Source organism: Allostella sp. (assembly GCF_041913585.1).
Classification (GTDB): Bacteria; Pseudomonadota; Alphaproteobacteria; order ATCC43930; family Allostellaceae; genus Allostella.
Genome location: NZ_JAYSFE010000099.1, coordinates 1 through 17,985 on the forward strand (window position 1 = coordinate 1; position 17,985 = coordinate 17,985).

General features: G+C 72.1%; 21 protein-coding genes. 13 read left to right on the top strand and 8 right to left on the bottom strand.

What is annotated here, in order from left to right:
* The coding region (locus tag ACE3Q3_RS17370) for an NIPSNAP family protein (RefSeq protein WP_374448255.1) at window positions 1-167 on the bottom strand (167 nt) is incomplete at its 3' end.
* An 84-nt stretch (window positions 168-251) separates the two neighbouring features.
* On the opposite strand from ACE3Q3_RS17370, the gene ACE3Q3_RS17375 reads away from it, so the two are divergent.
* From ACE3Q3_RS17375 to ACE3Q3_RS17390, 4 genes are all read left to right on the top strand, one after another.
* Complete coding sequence (locus ACE3Q3_RS17375; RefSeq protein ID WP_374448226.1) at window positions 252-968, top strand: ArsR/SmtB family transcription factor; 717 nt, start codon at window positions 252-254, stop codon at window positions 966-968.
* A complete protein-coding gene (locus tag ACE3Q3_RS17380; protein WP_374448227.1) occupies window positions 956-1,321 on the top strand; it encodes a nuclear transport factor 2 family protein in 366 nt (121 codons plus the stop codon). The genes ACE3Q3_RS17375 and ACE3Q3_RS17380 overlap by 13 nt, the downstream gene beginning before the upstream one ends.
* Window positions 1,322-1,332: 11 nt before the next feature.
* Entirely contained in the window at window positions 1,333-1,824 is a 492-nt protein-coding gene (locus ACE3Q3_RS17385) for a MaoC family dehydratase (RefSeq protein WP_374448228.1), read from the top strand.
* Between the two features lie 99 nt (window positions 1,825-1,923).
* On the top strand, window positions 1,924-2,697 hold the full coding sequence (locus ACE3Q3_RS17390; RefSeq protein ID WP_374448230.1) for an enoyl-CoA hydratase/isomerase family protein: 774 nt from the start codon (window positions 1,924-1,926) through the stop codon (window positions 2,695-2,697).
* A gap of 4 nt (window positions 2,698-2,701) precedes the next feature.
* On the opposite strand, the gene ACE3Q3_RS17395 is transcribed toward ACE3Q3_RS17390, so the two are convergent.
* The 4 genes from ACE3Q3_RS17395 to dctP are packed head-to-tail and all read right to left on the bottom strand — an operon-like array spanning window position 2,702 to window position 6,382.
* Entirely contained in the window at window positions 2,702-3,490 is a 789-nt protein-coding gene (locus ACE3Q3_RS17395; protein ID WP_374448231.1) for an enoyl-CoA hydratase-related protein, read from the bottom strand.
* A 40-nt stretch (window positions 3,491-3,530) separates the two neighbouring features.
* Window positions 3,531-4,808 carry a TRAP transporter large permease gene (locus ACE3Q3_RS17400; protein ID WP_374448233.1) on the bottom strand — a complete coding sequence of 426 codons (1,278 nt, stop codon included), beginning with the start codon at window positions 4,806-4,808 and terminating at the stop codon, window positions 3,531-3,533.
* Window positions 4,809-4,830: 22 nt separating this feature from the next.
* A complete protein-coding gene (locus tag ACE3Q3_RS17405) occupies window positions 4,831-5,334 on the bottom strand; it encodes a TRAP transporter small permease (protein ID WP_374448234.1) in 504 nt (167 codons plus the stop codon).
* A gap of 37 nt (window positions 5,335-5,371) precedes the next feature.
* Window positions 5,372-6,382 (bottom strand): TRAP transporter substrate-binding protein DctP, encoded by a 1,011-nt coding sequence (gene dctP / locus ACE3Q3_RS17410; protein ID WP_374448235.1) that lies wholly within the window; start codon window positions 6,380-6,382, stop codon window positions 5,372-5,374.
* Between the two features lie 210 nt (window positions 6,383-6,592).
* Between dctP and ACE3Q3_RS17415 the strand changes: the two genes are divergently transcribed.
* The 7 genes from ACE3Q3_RS17415 (at window position 6,593) to ACE3Q3_RS17445 (ending at window position 15,150) form a co-directional block, all read left to right on the top strand.
* Complete coding sequence (locus tag ACE3Q3_RS17415) at window positions 6,593-7,753, top strand: CaiB/BaiF CoA transferase family protein (protein ID WP_374448236.1); 1,161 nt, start codon at window positions 6,593-6,595, stop codon at window positions 7,751-7,753.
* 6 nt (window positions 7,754-7,759) lie between these two features.
* The gene (locus tag ACE3Q3_RS17420) at window positions 7,760-8,551 is read left to right on the top strand and encodes an enoyl-CoA hydratase-related protein (protein ID WP_374448237.1); all 792 of its coding nucleotides are present in this window, start codon (window positions 7,760-7,762) and stop codon (window positions 8,549-8,551) included.
* Between the two features lie 24 nt (window positions 8,552-8,575).
* On the top strand, window positions 8,576-9,499 hold the full coding sequence (locus ACE3Q3_RS17425) for a hydroxymethylglutaryl-CoA lyase (protein ID WP_374448238.1): 924 nt from the start codon (window positions 8,576-8,578) through the stop codon (window positions 9,497-9,499).
* Between the two features lie 75 nt (window positions 9,500-9,574).
* On the top strand, window positions 9,575-10,993 hold the full coding sequence (locus tag ACE3Q3_RS17430) for an MmgE/PrpD family protein (RefSeq protein WP_374448240.1): 1,419 nt from the start codon (window positions 9,575-9,577) through the stop codon (window positions 10,991-10,993).
* A gap of 10 nt (window positions 10,994-11,003) precedes the next feature.
* The gene (locus ACE3Q3_RS17435; protein ID WP_374448242.1) at window positions 11,004-12,212 is read left to right on the top strand and encodes a CaiB/BaiF CoA transferase family protein; all 1,209 of its coding nucleotides are present in this window, start codon (window positions 11,004-11,006) and stop codon (window positions 12,210-12,212) included.
* Window positions 12,213-12,259: 47 nt separating this feature from the next.
* Window positions 12,260-13,465 carry an MFS transporter gene (locus ACE3Q3_RS17440; protein ID WP_374448243.1) on the top strand — a complete coding sequence of 402 codons (1,206 nt, stop codon included), beginning with the start codon at window positions 12,260-12,262 and terminating at the stop codon, window positions 13,463-13,465.
* Window positions 13,466-13,470: 5 nt separating this feature from the next.
* Window positions 13,471-15,150 (top strand): amidohydrolase family protein, encoded by a 1,680-nt coding sequence (locus ACE3Q3_RS17445; protein ID WP_374448245.1) that lies wholly within the window; start codon window positions 13,471-13,473, stop codon window positions 15,148-15,150.
* A 21-nt stretch (window positions 15,151-15,171) separates the two neighbouring features.
* On the opposite strand, the gene ACE3Q3_RS17450 is transcribed toward ACE3Q3_RS17445, so the two are convergent.
* Window positions 15,172-15,426 carry a DUF6356 family protein gene (locus tag ACE3Q3_RS17450; protein WP_374448246.1) on the bottom strand — a complete coding sequence of 85 codons (255 nt, stop codon included), beginning with the start codon at window positions 15,424-15,426 and terminating at the stop codon, window positions 15,172-15,174.
* Window positions 15,427-15,564: 138 nt separating this feature from the next.
* Between ACE3Q3_RS17450 and ACE3Q3_RS17455 the strand changes: the two genes are divergently transcribed.
* A complete protein-coding gene (locus ACE3Q3_RS17455; RefSeq protein WP_374448248.1) occupies window positions 15,565-16,050 on the top strand; it encodes an Lrp/AsnC family transcriptional regulator in 486 nt (161 codons plus the stop codon).
* 97 nt (window positions 16,051-16,147) lie between these two features.
* On the top strand, window positions 16,148-16,573 hold the full coding sequence (locus ACE3Q3_RS17460) for a DoxX family protein (RefSeq protein WP_374448250.1): 426 nt from the start codon (window positions 16,148-16,150) through the stop codon (window positions 16,571-16,573).
* A gap of 37 nt (window positions 16,574-16,610) precedes the next feature.
* On the opposite strand, the gene ACE3Q3_RS17465 is transcribed toward ACE3Q3_RS17460, so the two are convergent.
* Window positions 16,611-17,642: a WD40 repeat domain-containing protein gene (locus ACE3Q3_RS17465; RefSeq protein ID WP_374448252.1), complete on the bottom strand. Its 1,032-nt coding sequence runs from the start codon at window positions 17,640-17,642 to the stop codon at window positions 16,611-16,613.
* On the bottom strand, window positions 17,626-17,985 hold a 360-nt coding region (locus ACE3Q3_RS17470), incomplete at its 5' end, for a GTP-binding protein (protein WP_374448254.1). The genes ACE3Q3_RS17470 and ACE3Q3_RS17465, both read right to left, overlap by 17 nt.

Here is a 17,985-nt window from a genome sequence, read left to right on the forward strand (position 1 = left end):
CCGATCAGCGCCAGCGCGACGTTGTTGGTGCCCTCGTGCGGCAGGAAATAGCCGAGGAGGTCACCGCCGCAGGCCGGGATGACGGCGTGCCAGTTGCGCGCGTACTCGGCGAAGGCCGCGCGCTGGAACGGATCGATGACGTAGCGGATGCAGCAGGTGACGGCCATGGATGGCCTCCTCCGGGGCGGTGGTCGGCGATGGCCGGACGATAGGGGCTGGTGCCGCGGGAATGCTTCGACTAAGGTCGAAGCATGAAGGCTGGCCCCGACATCGCCACCGTCGCCGCCCTGCTCGGCGACCCGGCGCGCGCCAACATGCTGACGGCGCTGATCGGCGGCACCGCGCTGACCGCGGGCGAACTGGCGCGGGAAGGCGGCGTGACGGCGCAGACGGCGAGCTCGCATCTGGCCCGCCTTGCCGCCGGCGGCCTCGTCACCGTCCGGCGGCAGGGCCGCCATGCCTACTACGCGCTCTCGGGCCCCGATGTGGCGCGGGTGCTGGAGGGGCTGATGGGCCTGGCCCAGCGCACCGGCCATCGCCGCACCCGGCCCGGACCGGCCGAGCCCGCCCTGCGCGAGGCGCGCGTCTGCTACGACCATCTGGCCGGCGATCTCGGCGTGGCGCTGCTCGACGGACTGGTCGCCCGCGGCGCCATCCTGCGCCGCGACGAGGCGCTGACGCTCACTCCGGCGGGGGCGGCCTTCCTCGCCGGATTCGGGATCGACGTCGCCGAACTGGCCGGGTCGCGCCGGCCGCTCTGCCGGAGTTGCCTCGACTGGAGCGTGCGGCGCAGCCACCTCGCCGGCGCGCTCGGCGCCGCCATGCTGAGCCGTGTCTTCCAGCTCGGCTGGGCGCGGCGGCTGCCGGACACGCGCGTCGTCCGGTTCACGCCGGCCGGTCGCGCCCGCTTCCTCGCGACCTTCGCCACCCCCGCCCCGCCCCCGCCGGAGGACCCATGTCCCGCCTGAGCACGCTCGAGGCCGCCATCCAGGCCTATCTCGACACCATGTACGACGGCGATCTCGACCGCTTCGACCGGATCTTCCATCCGACCGCCCAGCTCCATGGCTGGCGCGACGGCCAGCCGGTCTGCTGGCCAATCGCCCGCTATCGGGAGATCACCGCCGGCCGCGCCTCGGCCAAGGCGTCGGGCGCGTCGCGCGAGGAGGCGGTGCTCGCCATCGACTTCGCCTCGGACCGCTCCGCCGTCGCCAAGGTCCGGGTGCGCATGGGGGCCGCCGTCTTCGTCGACTACCTCGTCTTTGCGCTCGTCGACGGGCGCTGGCAGATCACCGCCAAGCAGTTCGAACCGGCCGCCTGAGGAGGACCGCCATGCGCACCGTCGGGCTCGGCCTGTGGTTCGAGGACTATGCCGTCGGCGACCGCTTCCGCACCATCGGGCGGACGGTGACGGAGACCGACATCGTCAATTTCGTCAACTGCACCGGCATGACCGAGGTGCTGTTCACCAATGTCGAGTACGCCAACCGGGTCTCGGCGATCCCGGGCCGGCTGGCGCCGGGCGCGCTCGTCTACGCGCTGGCGGAGGGACTGCTGATGCAGTCCGTCGTGCAGGGCACCGGCATGGCCTTCCTGCACATGGATTTCGACGTCAAGGCGCCGACCTTCGCCGGCGACACCATCCATGTCGAATGCGAGGTGACCGAGGCGCGGCCGGCGGCCAAGGGCGCCCGCGGCCTCGTCCGCACCCGCAACGAGATCCGCAACCAGCGTGGCGAGACGGTGATCGTCTACACGCCCCTGCGCATGGTGAAGGGCCGACCGGCCGACCCCGACCGTCCGTTCGGCGAGATGACGGCGTGATGCTCCGCCGCAGATGCGAGGCGATTGCGGCAAGTCGGCTCTGCCGCTAGCTTCGCCGGCCAATCGGGAACTTGGCTGGGGGCCCCCGTGGACAATCCGATGGCGGACAATCCGATCGTGGTCGAGGACCGGGGCCCGATCCGCGTCGTCCGCCTGAACCGGCCGGCCGCCCTCAACGCGGTCAACGGCCACCTGCGGCGCGCCTTCATCGCCGCGATGGACGCGGCCCAGCACGATGGGCGGGTCGAGGCCGTCGTCGTCACCGGCACCGGCGAGCGGGCCTTCTGCGCCGGGCAGGACATCGACGAGGCGGCCGGTCTCGCCACGCCCCGGGCGGTCGCCGGCTGGCTCACCGACATGCGCGACCTCTACCAGTCGGTCCGCGACGTCGACAAGCCGACGGTGGTCGCCTTCAACGGGCTCGCCGCCGGCGCCGGCATGCAGATCGGCCTCGCCGCCGATGTCCGGATCGGCTACCCGGGGATGCTGTTCGGACAGCCGGAGGTGCGCGCCGGGCTGGCGAGCGTCGTCGGCACCTGGTTCCTCTCCCAGTATGTCGGTGCCGGCATCAACGCCGAACTGTCCCTGTCGGGGGAGCTGATCTCGGGCGAGCGCGCCCATGCGCTCGGCCTGCTGACCCGGCTGGTGCCGCAGCCGGACGTCCTGCCGGTCGCCATCGACGAGGCGGAGCGCCTCGCCCGGATGCCCCGCACCGCCTACCGCCTGACCAAGCGGCGCCTGCGCGAGCTGACCCAGCCGGGCTTCGACGCCGCCTACCGCGCCGGCGTCGCCGCCCAGCAGGAGGCCTACGCGGCGGGCGACCCGCAGCGGGCGATGGCGGCCTTCCTGGCGCGCCGACGGCGCCCGGACTGAGGCGTCAGCCGGCGGCGTACCAGGCGGGGTTGCGCTTCTCGAGGAAGCTGGCGAGGCCCTCGGCCGCCTCGGGCGAGGCGCGGTGCCGCGCGGCGACGTCGACCAGCTGCTCGACCAGGGCGTCCGGGATCGTCTGCCCCGCCACCTCGAGCGTCAGCCGCTTCGTCGCCGCCACCGCCTCGGGCCCGGCGCGCAGGATGGCGTCGACGATCGGGGCGGCGGCCGCGTCGAGGCCGCCCGTCGGGCAGACCTCGTGGACGAGGCCCATGCGTTCGGCCCGGCGCGCGTCGAACGCCTCGCCGGTCAGGCCCCAGCGGCGGAGCTGCGGCAACCCCATCGCCTTCAGGAGCTGGGGGATGATCGGCGCCGCGACGACGCCGAACTTGACCTCGGTCAGCGCGAAGCGCGCCTCCTCGCTGGCGATGACCACGTCGCAGGAAGCGGCGAGCCCGACCCCGCCGCCGAAGCAGGCGCCATGGACGAGGGCGATGGTCGGCCGGGGAAAGAGCTGGAGGGCGCGCATCGCGCGCGTCGTGCGGACCGAGAAATCGCGGTTCCCTTCCGGCGTCATCCCGGCGACCTGACGCAGCCAGGCGAGGTCGGCGCCAGCCTGGAAGTGGCGGCCGTTGCCGCGCAGCAGCAGCACCCGCACCCGCGCGTCCGCCGCCAGCCGTTCCAGCCCGTCGAGCAGGCCGTCGACGACGGCGCCGTCATAGGCGTTGTGGACCTGCGGCCGGTTGAGGGTGACGGTGGCGATGCCGCGATCGTCGATGGCGCTCAGCACGACGGACATGGAAGGCTCCGGCGGTGGGAATGCTCCGGTGCCGTGGGGCTTACCCGAAGACCAGCCGCGGCAGCCACAGCGACAGCACCGGAACATAGGTGACGACCAGGAGCAGGCCCAGCATCAGCCACACGAAGGGCGTTATGCCGCGGACGATCTCCCCGAAGGGTGCGCGCGAGATGCTGGCGAGGACGTAGAGGTTCATCCCGACCGGCGGCGTCAGCAGCGCGATCTCCATGTTGACGGTGACGATGATGGCGAAATGCACCTTGTCGATGCCGAGCTGGTCGACGATCGGCAGCAGCAGCGGCAGGGTGATCAACATGACCGAGATGACCTCGAGGAACATGCCGAGCACGAAGAGGATCAGGTTGACGACGAGGAGGAACTGCCAGCCCTCCAGCCCCAGCGCCCGCACCCATTCCACGACCGATCGCGTATAGCCCGACGCCGTGAGCCAGTGGCCGAGGACCAGCGCCGAGGCGATGATGACGATCAGCACCGCCGCCTGCTTCAGCGATTCCGCGGCGATCCCCGGCACGTCCCGCCAGCTGCAGCCGCCATAGGCCAGGACCGAGACCAGGATGGCGACGAAGGCGGAGAGGGCCGCCGCCTCGGCGACCGTGACGAGGCCGCCATAGATGCCGCCGAGCACGATGACCGGGACCGCCAGCGCCGGCAGCGCCCGGACCGTCACCCGGACCATCTCCTGCGCGGTCAGGCCGGCCTCGCGCGGGTAGCCTTCGCGGCGGCAGTAGAAGACGATCCAGCCGACGAAGAGGGCCGCCTGGAGGAGCCCGGGGACGACGCCCGCGAGGAAGAGCTTGGGCACCGATTCCTCGGCGACGATCGCGTAGACGATCATGGCGAGGCTGGGCGGGATGAGGATGCCGAGCGTGCCCGAGGCGCCGACGACGCCGAGCGCGAAGTCGCGGCGGTAGCGCTTCTCGACCATCGCCGGAACCAGCAGCGTGCCCATGGCGAGCGCGGTCGCGACGGAGGAGCCGCTGATCGCCGCGAAGACGGTGGTCGCGAGCACGCAGACCACGGCGAGGCCGCCCTGGACCCGGCCGACGAAGGCGAAGGCGAAATCGACCAGCGCCTGGGCGATGCCGCCGCGCTGCATGAAGGTGGCGGCCATGACGAAGAACGGGATCGAGATCAGCGTCGCCGAGTTGAGATGGTCCGCCATGAGCTGCGGAATCCCGACCAGCAGCTTGCCGTCGACGACGTAGAGCAGGGTCGCGAGGAACCCGAGCACGACGTAGATCGGCATCCCCATCGCGAGGAAGACGAAGAACAGCAGCAGCGCCAGCAGCGGCGACATCGGACGCGATCAGCCGGGGCCGTCAATGGGCATGGCTGGCACCGCCGAAATCGACGTCGCGCCGGCCGCGGAGGAGGCCGGCGAGGCGCTGCACATAGCGCAGCGCCATCAGCCCGGTGCCGACCGGGACGCAGGCGAAATAGAGCCACATCGGCATCCGCAGCGAGCTCGTGCTGCGCTCGTCGAGCTCGATCGCCAGCGTCACGATGTCGATGCCGATCCAGGCGACGAGGCCGCAGAAGGCGAGTCCGACGAGGGTGTTGGCGATCTCGATCCAGTACTGGGCCGCGGGCGGCAGGAGCCGGATCACGAGGTCGGCGCGGACGTGGCGGTTCTCCTCCACGAGCGTGCTGGAGGCGATCCAGATCGCCCAGATGACGAGGTAGACGACCGTCTCCTCGGCCCAGTCCACGAACCATGCCGGCTGCAGGTACCGGCTGCCCATCTGGTAGACGGCGAGCAGGAGGCCCGCCAGCCCGCACAGGCTGACGAGCCACCGCTCGACGACGCGCCAGAGCCCGAGCATCGCGGGTCCGCCCCCCGGGCCCGCGGCCCGGCCGCCGTCAGACCGCCCCCGCCTTCTTCAGTTCGCCCATGACCTCGTCGACGAGGCCCTGGTCCATGTTCATCTTCTTCACGAGGTCGGGCTGGATCGACAGCATCGCCCGGCGGACGCGGTCGAGCTCGGCCTGGTCGGCCTGGACCACGGAGATGCCCTTGCTCTGGGCGAGCTTCATGGCATCGACCTGGCGCTTGCGGCCGTCCTCCCGCCCCCAGGCGACCGCGTCCTTCCAGGCGGCGAGGAGATGCTGCTGCACCTCGGGCTTCTGCTTGTCCCAGAAGGCGAGGTTGACCATCGGGACATAGGGCAGCAGGGCCGCGCGCTCGACGAAGGCGTGCTTCAGGCCGGAATCCCACAACTGCGCGCTGCGGACGGATTCGAAGGTCGTATAGACGCCCTCGACCGTGCCCTGGGAGAGGGCGAGCGGGACGTCCGGCCAGGGAACCAGCACCGGGTTGGCGCCGAGGAACTTGTAGCGCTCGGCATTGATCGCGCCGCCGGGAATGCGGACCTTCATGCCCTTCAGGTCCGCCAGCGAACGCAGTTCGCGGCTGGTCGTGTAGGTGTTGCCGAAGCCCAGCGGCAGCCAGGGCCCGAGGATCTTGACGCGCAGCTTGCGCTCGAACATCGCGTTGAGCTTCTGGCCGGCCGGCCCGTCGATGACGTCGTAGGCCATGTCCTCGGCGAGCCCGAAGAACGCCGGCAGGTCGATCAGGGCGGCATTCGGCTCGACCTTGTCGATCTGCCAGGTGCCGGGCATGCCCATCTCGATCGTGCCCTGGCGCAGGGCCTTGGGGACGTCGCGATCGGGGTGGAGCTGCGCGGAATGGTAGATTTCGATCTTCAGTCCCGGCACCCGCTTGGCCATGTCGGCGGCGAAGCGGTCCACCGTCATGTTGCGGAAATGGTTGGGGGCCGTCTCGATCGAGATGCGGAACTTCTCGTCCGCGACGGCGGATCCGGCAAGGACAATACCGGCAAATACCGCCGCCATGCGAATGGCGCAGTTCATCGGCCTACTCCTCCCTGTGCGAACGATTCGTGTCGTTCTTTGCTTGTGCCGAGGAGGAGATCGCAGCCGACCCCTGCTTGTCAACCGTGCCAGTTCTGGGATCGGCATACCGGGTGCATCCGGCGCCGATCCGGCGATCGCGCATTGACGCTTCCGGCGGCGCCCGCCTACCGTTCCCCGAACCACGAAACGAGAGGAAGCGCCCCACCCGTGCCGCAGGACCAGGCCGCATCGCCACCGCTGCCGCTCGCCGGCATCCGCGTCTTCGAGATCGGGACCAGCGTCGCCGCCCCCTATGCCGGGCTGATCCTGGCCTCGCTCGGCGCCGAACTCGTCAAGGTCGAGCGCCCGGAGGGTGACGATGCGCGCCACTGGGGGCCGCCCTTCTGGCACGGCGCCTCCTCGATCTTCCAGGTCTTCAACGTCAACAAGCGCTCGGTCGTCGTCGACCTCAAGGACGCGGAGGCACTCGCCCGGCTGAAGGCGCTGATCGTCGAAACCGGCGATGCGGTGCTGCAGAACATGCGGCCGGGCCAGGTCGAGAAGTACGGGCTTGACGCCGCCACCCTGCAGGCGGCGAAGCCGTCGCTCGTCTACTGCAATATCGGCGCCTTCGGCGCCACCGGCCCGCTCCGGTCCAAGCCCGGCTACGACCCGCTGATGCAGGCCTTCGGCGGCCTGATGATGATGACCGGCGAGGAAGGCCGTCCGCCGGTCCGGGTCGGCACCTCGCTCATCGACATGGGCACCGGCATGTGGTGCGCACTCGGCATCGTCGCGGCGCTGCTCGGCCGCCAGAAGGACGGCCGCGGCGCCCGCATCGACACCTCGCTCTACGAGACCGCGCTCGCCTGGATGACCTACCACGCCGCCGACTTCCTCGCGACCGGCGTGCCCGGCAAGCGCAATGGGTCGGCGACGCGCGGCATCGCCCCCTACCAGGCCTACCGCTGCGCGGACGGCTATCTCATGGTCGCCGCGCCCAACGACGGCCTCTTCCGCAAGCTGTCGGCGGCGCTGGGCCATCCCGAATGGGCGGGCGATCCGCGCTTCGTCGACAACCCGAGCCGGGTCGCCAACCTGCCGGCGCTCAACGCCATGATCGAGGCGATCCTGGCGACGAAGCCGCGGGCGGAGTGGCAGGCGGTCCTGGAGGCGGCCGGCATCCCGACGACGCCGACCCAGACCATCGACGAGGTCGTGGTCCACCCGCAGACCGCGGCGCTCGGGATGCTGCAGAAGACGCCCGACGGCCGGATGGACATCTTCGGCCTGCCGATGTCGTTCGACGGGCAGCGCCCGCCGCTGCGCAACGCCGCCCCGGAACTGGGCGCCGACACCGACGCCGTCCTGCCGGCGAAGAAGGGCTGACCCCGCATGCCCCAGTACGAGACCCTGCTCGTCGAGACCGTCGAGCCGCACATCCTGAAGGTGACGCTGAACCGGCCGCAGGCGGCCAACGCGCTCAATACCCAGATGGGCCGCGACCTGCTCGACCTCTGGCTGGCGCTCGTCCTCGACCATCGCGACCTGCGCTGCGTCGTCCTCACCGGGTCCGGAACCAAGGCCTTCTGCGCCGGCGGCGACCTCAAGGAGCGCAACGGCATGACCGACGAGGCGTGGCAGAAGCAGCACGCCATCTTCGAGCAGGCGGTCTACCGGATGATGGATTGCCCGGTTCCCATCATCGGCGCCATCAACGGCGCCGCCTATGGCGGCGGCTGCGAGTTCACGCTCGCCTGCGACTTCGCCTACGGCGCGCGCTCGGCCCGGTTCGCGCTGACCGAGGTCACGCTCGGCATCATGCCGGGTGCCGGCGGCACCCAGAACCTGCCGCGCGCGGTCGGCGTGCGCCGCGCCAAGGAGATCATCCTGACGGGTGCGGCCTTCGGCGCCGAGGAGGCGCTGGCCTGGGGCATCCTCAACAAGGTCTGCGACGACGGGACCCTCTTCGAGGAAACGATGGAGACCGCCCGCCGCATCGCCCGCAACGCCCCCGTCTCGGTGCGCCAGGCCAAGCGGGCGATGGACGTCGCGACCCAGGTCGACCTCAAGAACGGCTTCGCCTTCGAGATCGAGGCCTACAACCGCATGGTGCCGACCGCCGACCGCCAGGAGGGCATCCGCGCCTTCAACGAGAAGCGCCGGCCCCAATATACCGGGCGGTAAGGACCGACCTCCCAGGAGAAGCCGATGGCCGAGACCGCAACCGTGCGCGAGGTGGGGCTGCGCGACGGGCTCCAGATGATCGCCACCTTCTTCCCGACCGCGGCCAAGCTCGCCTGGATCCGCGCGGAGCTCGACGCCGGGGTGAAGGACATCGAAGTCTGTTCCTTCGTTCCGCCGAAGAACATCCCGCAGTTCGCCGACGCGGTCGAGGTGGCCGAGGCGTCGGTCGCGATGCCGGGCCTGCGGCCGTCGGCCCTGGTCCCCAACCTGAAGGGCGCCCAGCGCGCCGTCGCCACCGGGATGCCGGAACTGCATTTCGTGCTCTCGGTGTCGGAGGCGCACAACCTGCGCAACGTGCAGCGCACGGTGCAGCAGTCGGTCGACGAGTTCCGCGCCGTCGTCGCGCTCGCCCGCGCCCAGCCCCGTCCGGTGCGGGTCAGCGCCGCGCTGGCGACGGCGCTCGGCTGCACCATCGCCGGGCCGGTCGATCCGGGCCGGGTCATCGAACTCGCCCACGTCGTGGTCGAGGCCGGCGCCGACGAGCTCTCGATCGCCGACACCGTCGGCTACGCCAACCCGGCCCAGACCCGGCGCCTCTTCGAGGAGGCGTGCCGGACCTTCGGCCACCGGCTGCCGATCGCGGCCCATTTCCACGACACCCGCGGCCTCGGCCTCGCCAACGTCTATGCCGCGGTCGAGGCCGGCGTGCGCCTCTTCGACGCCTCGCTCGCCGGGCTCGGCGGCTGCCCCTACGCGCCCGGCGCCAGCGGCAACATCGTCACCGAGGACCTGGTGTTCCTCCTGGAATCCATGGGCCTTTCGACCGGCATCGACCTCGGCCGCCTCGTCGAGGTTCGCCGCATCGTCGCCCAGCACCTGCCCGACGAGACGCTCTATGGCCAGATCGCCAAGGCCGGACCACCGAAGGGGTTCGCCCGCGCCGCCTGACCCGACCGCCCGCCTTCCGGAAGCGCCCGCGGCATCAGGACGGGCGCCCCGGCCACCAGAGGGAGCCCGCCCGCCATGACCCCCGCCGCGACCGACGTGACGATGCCGCTCGCCCGCTTCGCCGCCGACCTCCGCCACGACGCCATACCGGCCGAGGTCCGCGAGCGGGCCAAGCTCCTCGTCCTCGACACGGTCGGCATCGCCGTCCGTGCCCGCCACGACACGGATTCGACGCCGCCGATGCTGGAGGCGGCCCGCGCGCTCGGCCTCGACCACGGCACGGCCCGCGTCTTCGGCGAGCGCGACGGCTGGTCGCCCGCAGGCGCGGCCCTGGTCAACGGCGCGCTCGCCCACAGCCTCGACTTCGACGACACCCACGCGCCGGCCTCGCTGCATCCGAGCGCGCCGGTGGTCCCGGCGGCCCTGGCCGCGGCCGAGATGGCCGGCAAGTCGGGGGCCGACGCCCTGGTCGGCATCGTCGCCGGCTACGAGGTCATCTGCCGCATCAGCCGGGCGCTGATCCCGTCCGAGCACTACGACCTCGGCTTCCACCCGACCGCCACCTGCGGCGCCTTCGCGGCGGCGGCCGCCGCCGCCCGCGTCCTCGGTCTCGATGCCGAACGCACCGCCGACGCCTTCGGCATCGCGCTCTCGGAGGCGGCGGGATCGCTGCAGTTCCTCGCCAACGGCGCCTGGACCAAGCGCTTCCAGGTCGGCCATGCCGCCATGGCGGGGCTGATGGCCGCGGTCTTCGCGAGCAAGGGCTATCGCGGCGCCGCCCCCGCCTTCGAGGGCCGCTACGGCTTCTTCCACGCCTATGCCCGCAACCCGGCACCCGAGCGCGCCGTCGCCGGACTGGGCCGGGACTGGGAGACGACCGGGATCGCCGTCAAGCCCTACCCCGCCTGCCGCGCCATGCATGCGGCGGTCGACGGCGTCATCCAGCTGCGCGCCCGCCACAACCTGGTCGAGGAACGCATCCGTTCGGTCCGCGTCGGCCTGTCGGAGACGGCGCTGCGCCTCGTCGGCCTGCCGCAGGACCAGAAGCGGGCGCCGCAGAACGTCGTCGACGGCCAGTTCTCCTGCCATTTCGGCGTCGGCGTGGCGCTGCGCGAGGGCCGCTTCGGCTGGGACGACTACGCCGCCCACATCGGCGATGCGCGGACGAACGCGATCCTCGCCAAGGTCGAGGTCGCCCACGATGCCGCGGCCGAGGCCGAATATCCGCGCCAGTTCTCGGCCGCGGTCGAGGTCGAGACGACGGACGGCGTGCGCGACCGCGTCTTCGTGCCGATCCCGAAGGGCGAGCCCGAGAACTTCCAGACCGCGGAGGAGCTCCGCGCGAAATACGCCGCCCTCGTCCTGCCGGTCATCGGCGCCGCCCAGGAGGCCCGCCTCTTCCAGGCGATCACGGGCATGGACCGGGGCAGCGTCGCCGCCATCTTCGACGCCGCCGCGCCGGCCACGCCGGACCCCACCCGGAAGACGGCCTGAGCGGCCGACGATGGGCACCGCCCCGCGGCCACTCGCCGGCCTCAAGGTGATCGCCGTCGAGCAGTACGGGGCGGCTCCCTTCGGTACCCTCCATCTCGCCCATCTCGGCGCCGAGGTGGTGAAGATCGAGAACCCGAAGGAGGGCGGCGACGTCAGCCGCTCCGTCGGGCCGCACTTCATCGACGGGCTCGACCCGACGGCAGCAAGCGGCCTCTTCCAGGCCCTCAACTTCGGCAAGCGCAGCCTGACGCTCGACCTCGCCCAGCCCGAGGGCCAGAGGGTACTGGAGCGGCTGGCGGCACGGGCGGACGCCCTCATCCACAACCTGCGCGGCGACGTGCCGGCCCGGCTCGGCCTGACGCGCGACCGGCTGGCCGCGGCCAACCCGCGCCTCGTCGTCGTCCACCTGACGGGATACGGCCGCGAGCCGGAGCGCGCCGCCTGGCCCGGCTACGACTTCCTGATGCAGGCGGAGGCCGGTCATTTCGCGCTGACCGGGGAGCCGGACGGTGCGCCGTCGCGCTTCGGCCTGCCGATGATCGACTATGCGGCAGGACTCTCGGCGGCACTCGGCCTGGTCTCGGCGGTGATGGCGGCGCGGGCGACCGGCCAGGGGTCGGAGATCGACGTCAGCCTCTTCGACACCGCCCTCTTCCACCTCAGCTACATCGGCCAGTGGCGGCTCACCCACGGCCATGTCCAGGGACGGGAGCGGCGCTCGGCCCATGCCGCGCTGGTGCCCTGCCAGCTCTATCGCACCGGCGACGGCTGGATCTACCTGATGTGCAACAAGGAGAAGTTCTGGGGCGCGCTCTGCCGCGCCGTCGGGCGGCCGGAATGGACCGAGGACGCCCGCTTCCGCCGCTTTCCCGACCGGCTGCGCCACCGCGCCCTGATCGAGGAGATGCTCGATGCGGCGCTGTCGGCCAGGACCACCGCGGAATGGATGGCCGCCTTCGCCGGCCGGGTCCCCGCCGCGCCGGTCCACGACATCGCCCAGGCGCTGGACAATCCCTTCGTCGCCGCGACCGACCGGATCCAGCCGGTGGCGACCGGGGGCGGCGCCTTCCCGGCGATCGCCGGTCCGGTGAAGGTCGACGGCGCCCGGCCGCCGCTCGCGGCGGCGCCGGCGCTCGGCGCCGACACCGACGCGATCCTGGCCGAACTCGGCTACGGCGCGGCGGAGATCGCCGACCTGCGCCGCCGCGGCGTCGCCTGATCGCCATGGAGAGCCGACCACCCCACCGCGGCGGAACCTGACCGGCGATGCGCGCCCTCGTCTCGGTCGCCGTCGGGGTGCCGGTGCTGGCGACCGTCGTCGGCCAGTCGCTCGTCACCATGAGCGGGCTCAGCGTGCCGGTCCTGGCCCCGCGGGCGGCCGAGACGATCGGCATCGATCCCGGCAATGTCGGCGCCTACACCGCCATCGTCTATGCCGCCGCGACCATCACCAGCCCGATCGCCGGCGGTCTTCTCGCCCGCTACGGCGGCCTGCGCATCCAGCAGGTGGCCCTCGCGATGGCGTCGCTCGGCCTCGTCCTCTTCGCCGTCGGGCATCCGCTGGCCGCCATCGTCAGCGCGCTGGCGATCGGCTGCGGCGTCGGGCCGGCGACCCCGGCCAGTTCGCACATCCTGGCCCGCCAGACGCCGCCGCCGCTGCAGCCCATGGCCTTCTCGATCAAGCAGACGGGCGTGCCGATCGGCGGCGCGCTCGCCGGCCTGCTGGCGCCGCCCCTGGTGCTGCTGCTCGACTGGCAGGGAGCCGCCCTGGCACTCGCCTCGGCCGGGATCGTCTGCGCGCTGGCCTTGCAGCCGCTGCGCGGCTGGCTCGATGCCGACCGGAGACCCGACGGCCCGCGCGCCCGCATCCGCATCCGCGGGCCGCTCGCCCTCATCTTCTCCCATGCCGGCCTGCGGCGGCTGGCGCTCGCCTCCTTCGTCTTCTCGGCGATGCAGCTCTCGGTCAGCGCCTTCCTCGTCGTCTTCTTCGTCGAGGCGATCGGCCTCGACCTGACGCGCGCCGGCATCGCCTACGCCATCGCCCAGGCGGGCGGGGTCGTCGGCCGCATCATCTGGGGGGCCCTGGCCGAGACCGTGCTGCGCACCCGCACGCTGGTGATCCTGGTCGGCGTCGCCACCGCCCTCAGCATGGCGGTGCTGGTGCAGGCCGACGCCTCCTGGCCCTTCTGGCTGCTCGCCGGCATCGCCGCCCTGCTCGGCGCCACCGCGATCGGCTGGACCGGCCTCTACCTCGCCGAGGTGGCGCGACTGGCACCGCCCGGCCGCGCCGGCGAGGCGACCGGCGGCGCCATGTTCATGACCTTCGGCGGCGTCGTCTTCGGCCCACCCCTGGTGACGGCCATCCTCGCCGCGACGGGCTCCTACCCGGCCGCCTTCCTGACGCTGGCCGCCCTCAATCTCGCGGCCGCCGCCTGGCTCGCGGCCGGCCGCAACGACAAGAAACCGGAGTGACGCCCATGTTCGACACGGTCTTCCGCGCCGCCAGCATCGTCGACGGCACCGGCCGCCCGGCCCAGACGGCCGACCTCGCCGTCGCCGACGGCCGCATCGCCGCCATCGGCCCGGCGCTGGGGCCCGCCCGGGAGACGGTCGACGCCGACGGGCTGACGCTGATGCCGGGGATCATCGACGGCCACACCCACTACGACGCCCAGCTCACCTGGGACGCCTATGCCGACCCCTCGCCGGCGCTCGGCGTCACCACCGTCGTCATCGGCAATTGCGGCTTCACCATCGCGCCCTGCCGCCCGGCCGACCGCGACCTCACGATGCGCAACCTGACCCATGTCGAGGGCATGTCGCTGGACGCGCTGCGCACCGGCGTCCGCTGGGACTTCGAGCAGTTCCCGGAATATCTCGCGATGCTGGAGCGCCAGGGCGTCGGACCCAACGTCGCCGCCTTCGTCGGCCATTCCTCGGTGCGCACCTACGTCATGGGCGACGACGCGGCGCGGCGGGCGGCGACGCCGGAGGAGGTGGCGCAGATGGCCCGGCTGGTGCGCGGCGCGATGGCGGCCGGCGCCGTCGGCTTCGCCACCTCGACGGCCGAGACGCACAATGGCGAGAACGGCATCCCGATGCCGTCGCGCCTCGCCGACGCGGCGGAGATCCGCGCCCTCGTGGCGGCCATGGGCGAGGGCGGGCGCGGCGTCTACATGCTGACCCGCGGGCAGCGCACCTCGATCGCCTTCCTGGAGGAACTGGCGGCCGCCAGCGGCCGGCCGGTCATCGTCGCCGCGACCTTCTACAACGGCACCAACCCGACCGCCGCGGCGACGACGCTGGCGGAGACGCGGGCGGCGCGCGCACGCGGCCATGCGGTCCATGCCCAGGTCTCCTGCTGCCCGCTGACGATGGATTTCACGCTTCACAACCCCTACGTGTTCGAGGGGCTGACGGCCTGGAAGCCGGCCATGGAAGCCCATGGCGAGGCCGTGAAGCGGGTCTATGCCGACGCCGGGTTCCGCGCCGCGGTGAAGGCGGAACTGCGCGATTTCCGCGGCCGCCGCCTGTTCAACAGCGAGTGGGAGCGGCTGCACCTCGTCAACGCGGCCCGTCCCGCCAATGCCGGGCTGGAGGGCCGGTCGCTGGCCGATCTCGCCGCCGAACGCGGCGTCGACCCGCTCGACTGCATGCTGGACATCGGCCTCGCCGAGGATCTCGACACCGAGTTCACTGCCGTTCTGCTCAACGCCGAGGAGGAGGGCGTGATCCCGCTCCTGACCGACCCCGAGACCCACATCTCGCTGTCGGACGCCGGCGCCCACCTCACCTTCTTTTGCGATGCCGGCTTCGGGCTGCACCTGCTCGGCCACTGGGTGCGCGGCCGCGGCGCGCTCGGCTTCGAGGAGGCGGTCCGCCGGCTGACCTCGCAGCCGGCGCGGCTCTTCGGCATCGCCGACCGCGGCCGGCTGGCCCCCGGCCTGGCGGCCGACCTGCTGCTGGTCGACCCGCTGACGGTCGGGCGCGGGCCGAAGCGCAAGGTCCGCGACCTGCCGGCGGCCGCGCCGCGCCTCGTCACCGACGGCACCGGCGTCCATGGCGTCTGGGTCAACGGCACCCGGATCGTCGCCGACAACCGGGTCATCGACGGGGGCCGGCGGCCGGGCCGGGTGCTGCGCGACTTCGCGCCCTGAGGGCGCGCCGACGGCCCGACGTCAGGCAGCCCGTCGCACCGCCTTCGCGTCGGCCGCGGTGAAGGCCGCCCGCTGGCCGGCCGTGACCCGGGCGTGCAGCGCCAGGATGGTGCGGCTGCCGGTGCGTTCGAAGAGGAACGGGAAGATCCCGTGCATCATGCAGGCGAGGCCGGCCAGCACCATGCGGCCGCCGACACCCATGGCGAAGCCCATGTGCTGGCCGTAGGTCTCGCCGACCGCGGCCGGGTGATCGGTGAAGGAACGGGTGATCGACATCGACGGAAGCCCCCTGAAGGCCGATTTTTCCGGAGCCTAGCCGGCGTCGCGGAAAATGGGTTTGCAATTTCGGCCCCGAAGCTCGACGGACTTGGAATGTCCTTCTCTAAATTGGGACTTTGTGCGAACGATATTCCAATGGATGCGATCGATCTGAAGATCCTGGCCCTGCTGCAGGCGGACGCCGGCCTCTCCAATGCCGAGATCGCCGACCGCGTCGGCCTGTCCCCGACCCCCTGCTGGCGGCGCATCCGCGCGCTGGAGGAAACGGGCGTCATCCGCCGCCGCGTCGCGCTGCTCGACCGCGACAGCCTCAATGTCGGGGTGACGGTGTTCGTGCAGGTGCGCACCAACCAGCACAATGCCGAGTGGTTCGCGCGCTTCGCCGCGGCGGTCGAGACGATCCCGGAGGTGGTGGAGTTCTACCGGATGGCCGGCGAGATCGACTATCTGCTGCGCGTCGTGGTGCCCGACATCGCCGCCTATGACGGCGTCTACAAGCGCCTGATCGCGGCGATCGACCTCTACGACGTCAGTTCGAGCTTCGCCATGGAGGAGATCAAGTACACGACCGCGCTGCCCCTCGCCTATGTCCCGCGATCGTCAACCGTGAAGAACCAATAAGTCGCCGGCGGACCGGATTATCGAAACAGCTGGCCTGCGATACCTCTCCCGCATCGCAATCGGGGCCGGCATCGCCGCCCCTTCCGGGAGAGCACCGATGTCCGACCCTCGTTCCGCCGACTATGCCGCGACGCTGCTGCGCGTCAGCCTCGGCGTGATGTTCCTCGCCCATGCGGGCCTCAAGGTCTTCGTCTTCGGCATCCCCGGGACCGTCGGCTTCTTCCAGTCGATCGGCTATCCGGGCTGGCTCGCCCATGTCGTGATCGCCGCCGAGGCGCTGGGCGGCGCCGCGCTGATCCTGGGATTGTGGACCCGCTGGGTGGCGCTCGCCCTCGTCCCGATCATGATCGGCGCGACGCTGCAGCACCTGCCCAACGGCTGGCTCTTCAGCGCCAAGGGCGGCGGCTGGGAGTACCCCGTCTTCTGGACCGTGACCCTGCTGGTCCAGGCGCTGCTCGGCGACGGCATCGCGGCGCTCCGCCCCGCCGCCGGCCCCGCCCGCGCCCGGCCGGCGCTCGGCTGACCCTGCCCATCGGCGAACGGGGCGACGCCCCGTTCGCCTACCCGCCCGCGAAGTCGTAGAGCGCGGCGCCGCCGTCCTCGGTGCCGGCGAGGAGCTGGTCGCCGGAGGGGGACCAGGCGAGCGCCGTGACGGACGCGGCGCCGGCCGCTTCGAGGTCGGTCGTGCGCTCGTGGCCGGGCCGGCCGAGGCGGACGGCACCGTTCTCGTAGCCGGCAGCGACGATCGCCATTTTCGGATGGATCGCGACCGCCGTGACCAGCCTGCCCTCGCCCGGGCAGATCTCGGCCGGCGGGCGGCCCATCGGGCCGCGGCCGGAGAAGTCCCAGCAGGTGACGACGTCCGCGCCGCTGTTGGCGAGCCAGCGCGAATCGGCCGACCACGCCAGCGACTTCGCCTTCGCCGCCAGCCCGGCCATGCGCATCTCGGCCGAATCGGCGACGCGCCAGCCGTGCAGTTCGTTCTCCTGCATCGCCGTCATCAGGTACTTGCCGTTGGGCGACCAGGAGAGGCCGATGTGCGAGCCCTTCCAGACGAGCTTCGTCGGGCTCTGCTGCCGGGAGGCGAGCCACCACAGGCTGACGCCGTTGTAGTGGGCGACCGCGAGCCGCTTGCCGGTCGGATTGAGCGCGATCCCGGCGATCGTCGAGGGATGCGCATCCCAGCGGCCGAGCGGGTTGCCGGCGAGGTCGAGCCCGATCGCCGCCTTGCCCGCCGCCGCGACGATGGTGCGGCTGCCGGCATGGACCGCGAGGTGGGTGACCCAGCGTCGCGGCTCCTGGTGCAGGACGCGCTCGCCCTCGGGCGACGCCAGCACGACGCGGCCGTCGTCGCCGCCGGTGACGAAGCCGCCCGGCACCGCCGCCAGCGCCAGGACCGCGCCCTCGTGCAGGGCGACGGCGTCGAGCGCCGCCTCCTCGGCGAAGCCGACGCGGCGCAGGCTGCCGTCGCCGAGCGCGAAGGCGCCCGAGCGGCCGTCGGCCGCCGCGGCGACCGCGGTCACCGCCGCCGGCAGGTTCCAGCGGCGGACGCGGCGGCGAATGGCGCCGGCCGCCTCAGGTGCGGCAGGCATCGAACCCGGCCTCGAGCCCGGCGGCATCCAGCTCCTTGCCGATGAAGACGAGCCGGCTCCAGCGCCGCTCGCCGTCCTTCCACGGGCGCTGGAAGGCGCCGTCCTTGATCATGTGCACCGCCTGGAAGACGAACCGGTGGTCGCGGCCCGCGAGGTCGATGATGCCCTTGGCCCGGAGGATGCTCTGCCCCTGCTCGGCCAGCACCTTGGAGATCCACTGGTCGAACTTGCGCTCGTCGAGCGGCCGGTCGGACTGCAGGCAGACGCTGTGCATGTCCTCGTCGTGGTAGTGCCGGCGGTGGCCGTGACCATGGTCGTCGTGCCCATGGTGGTCGTGACCATG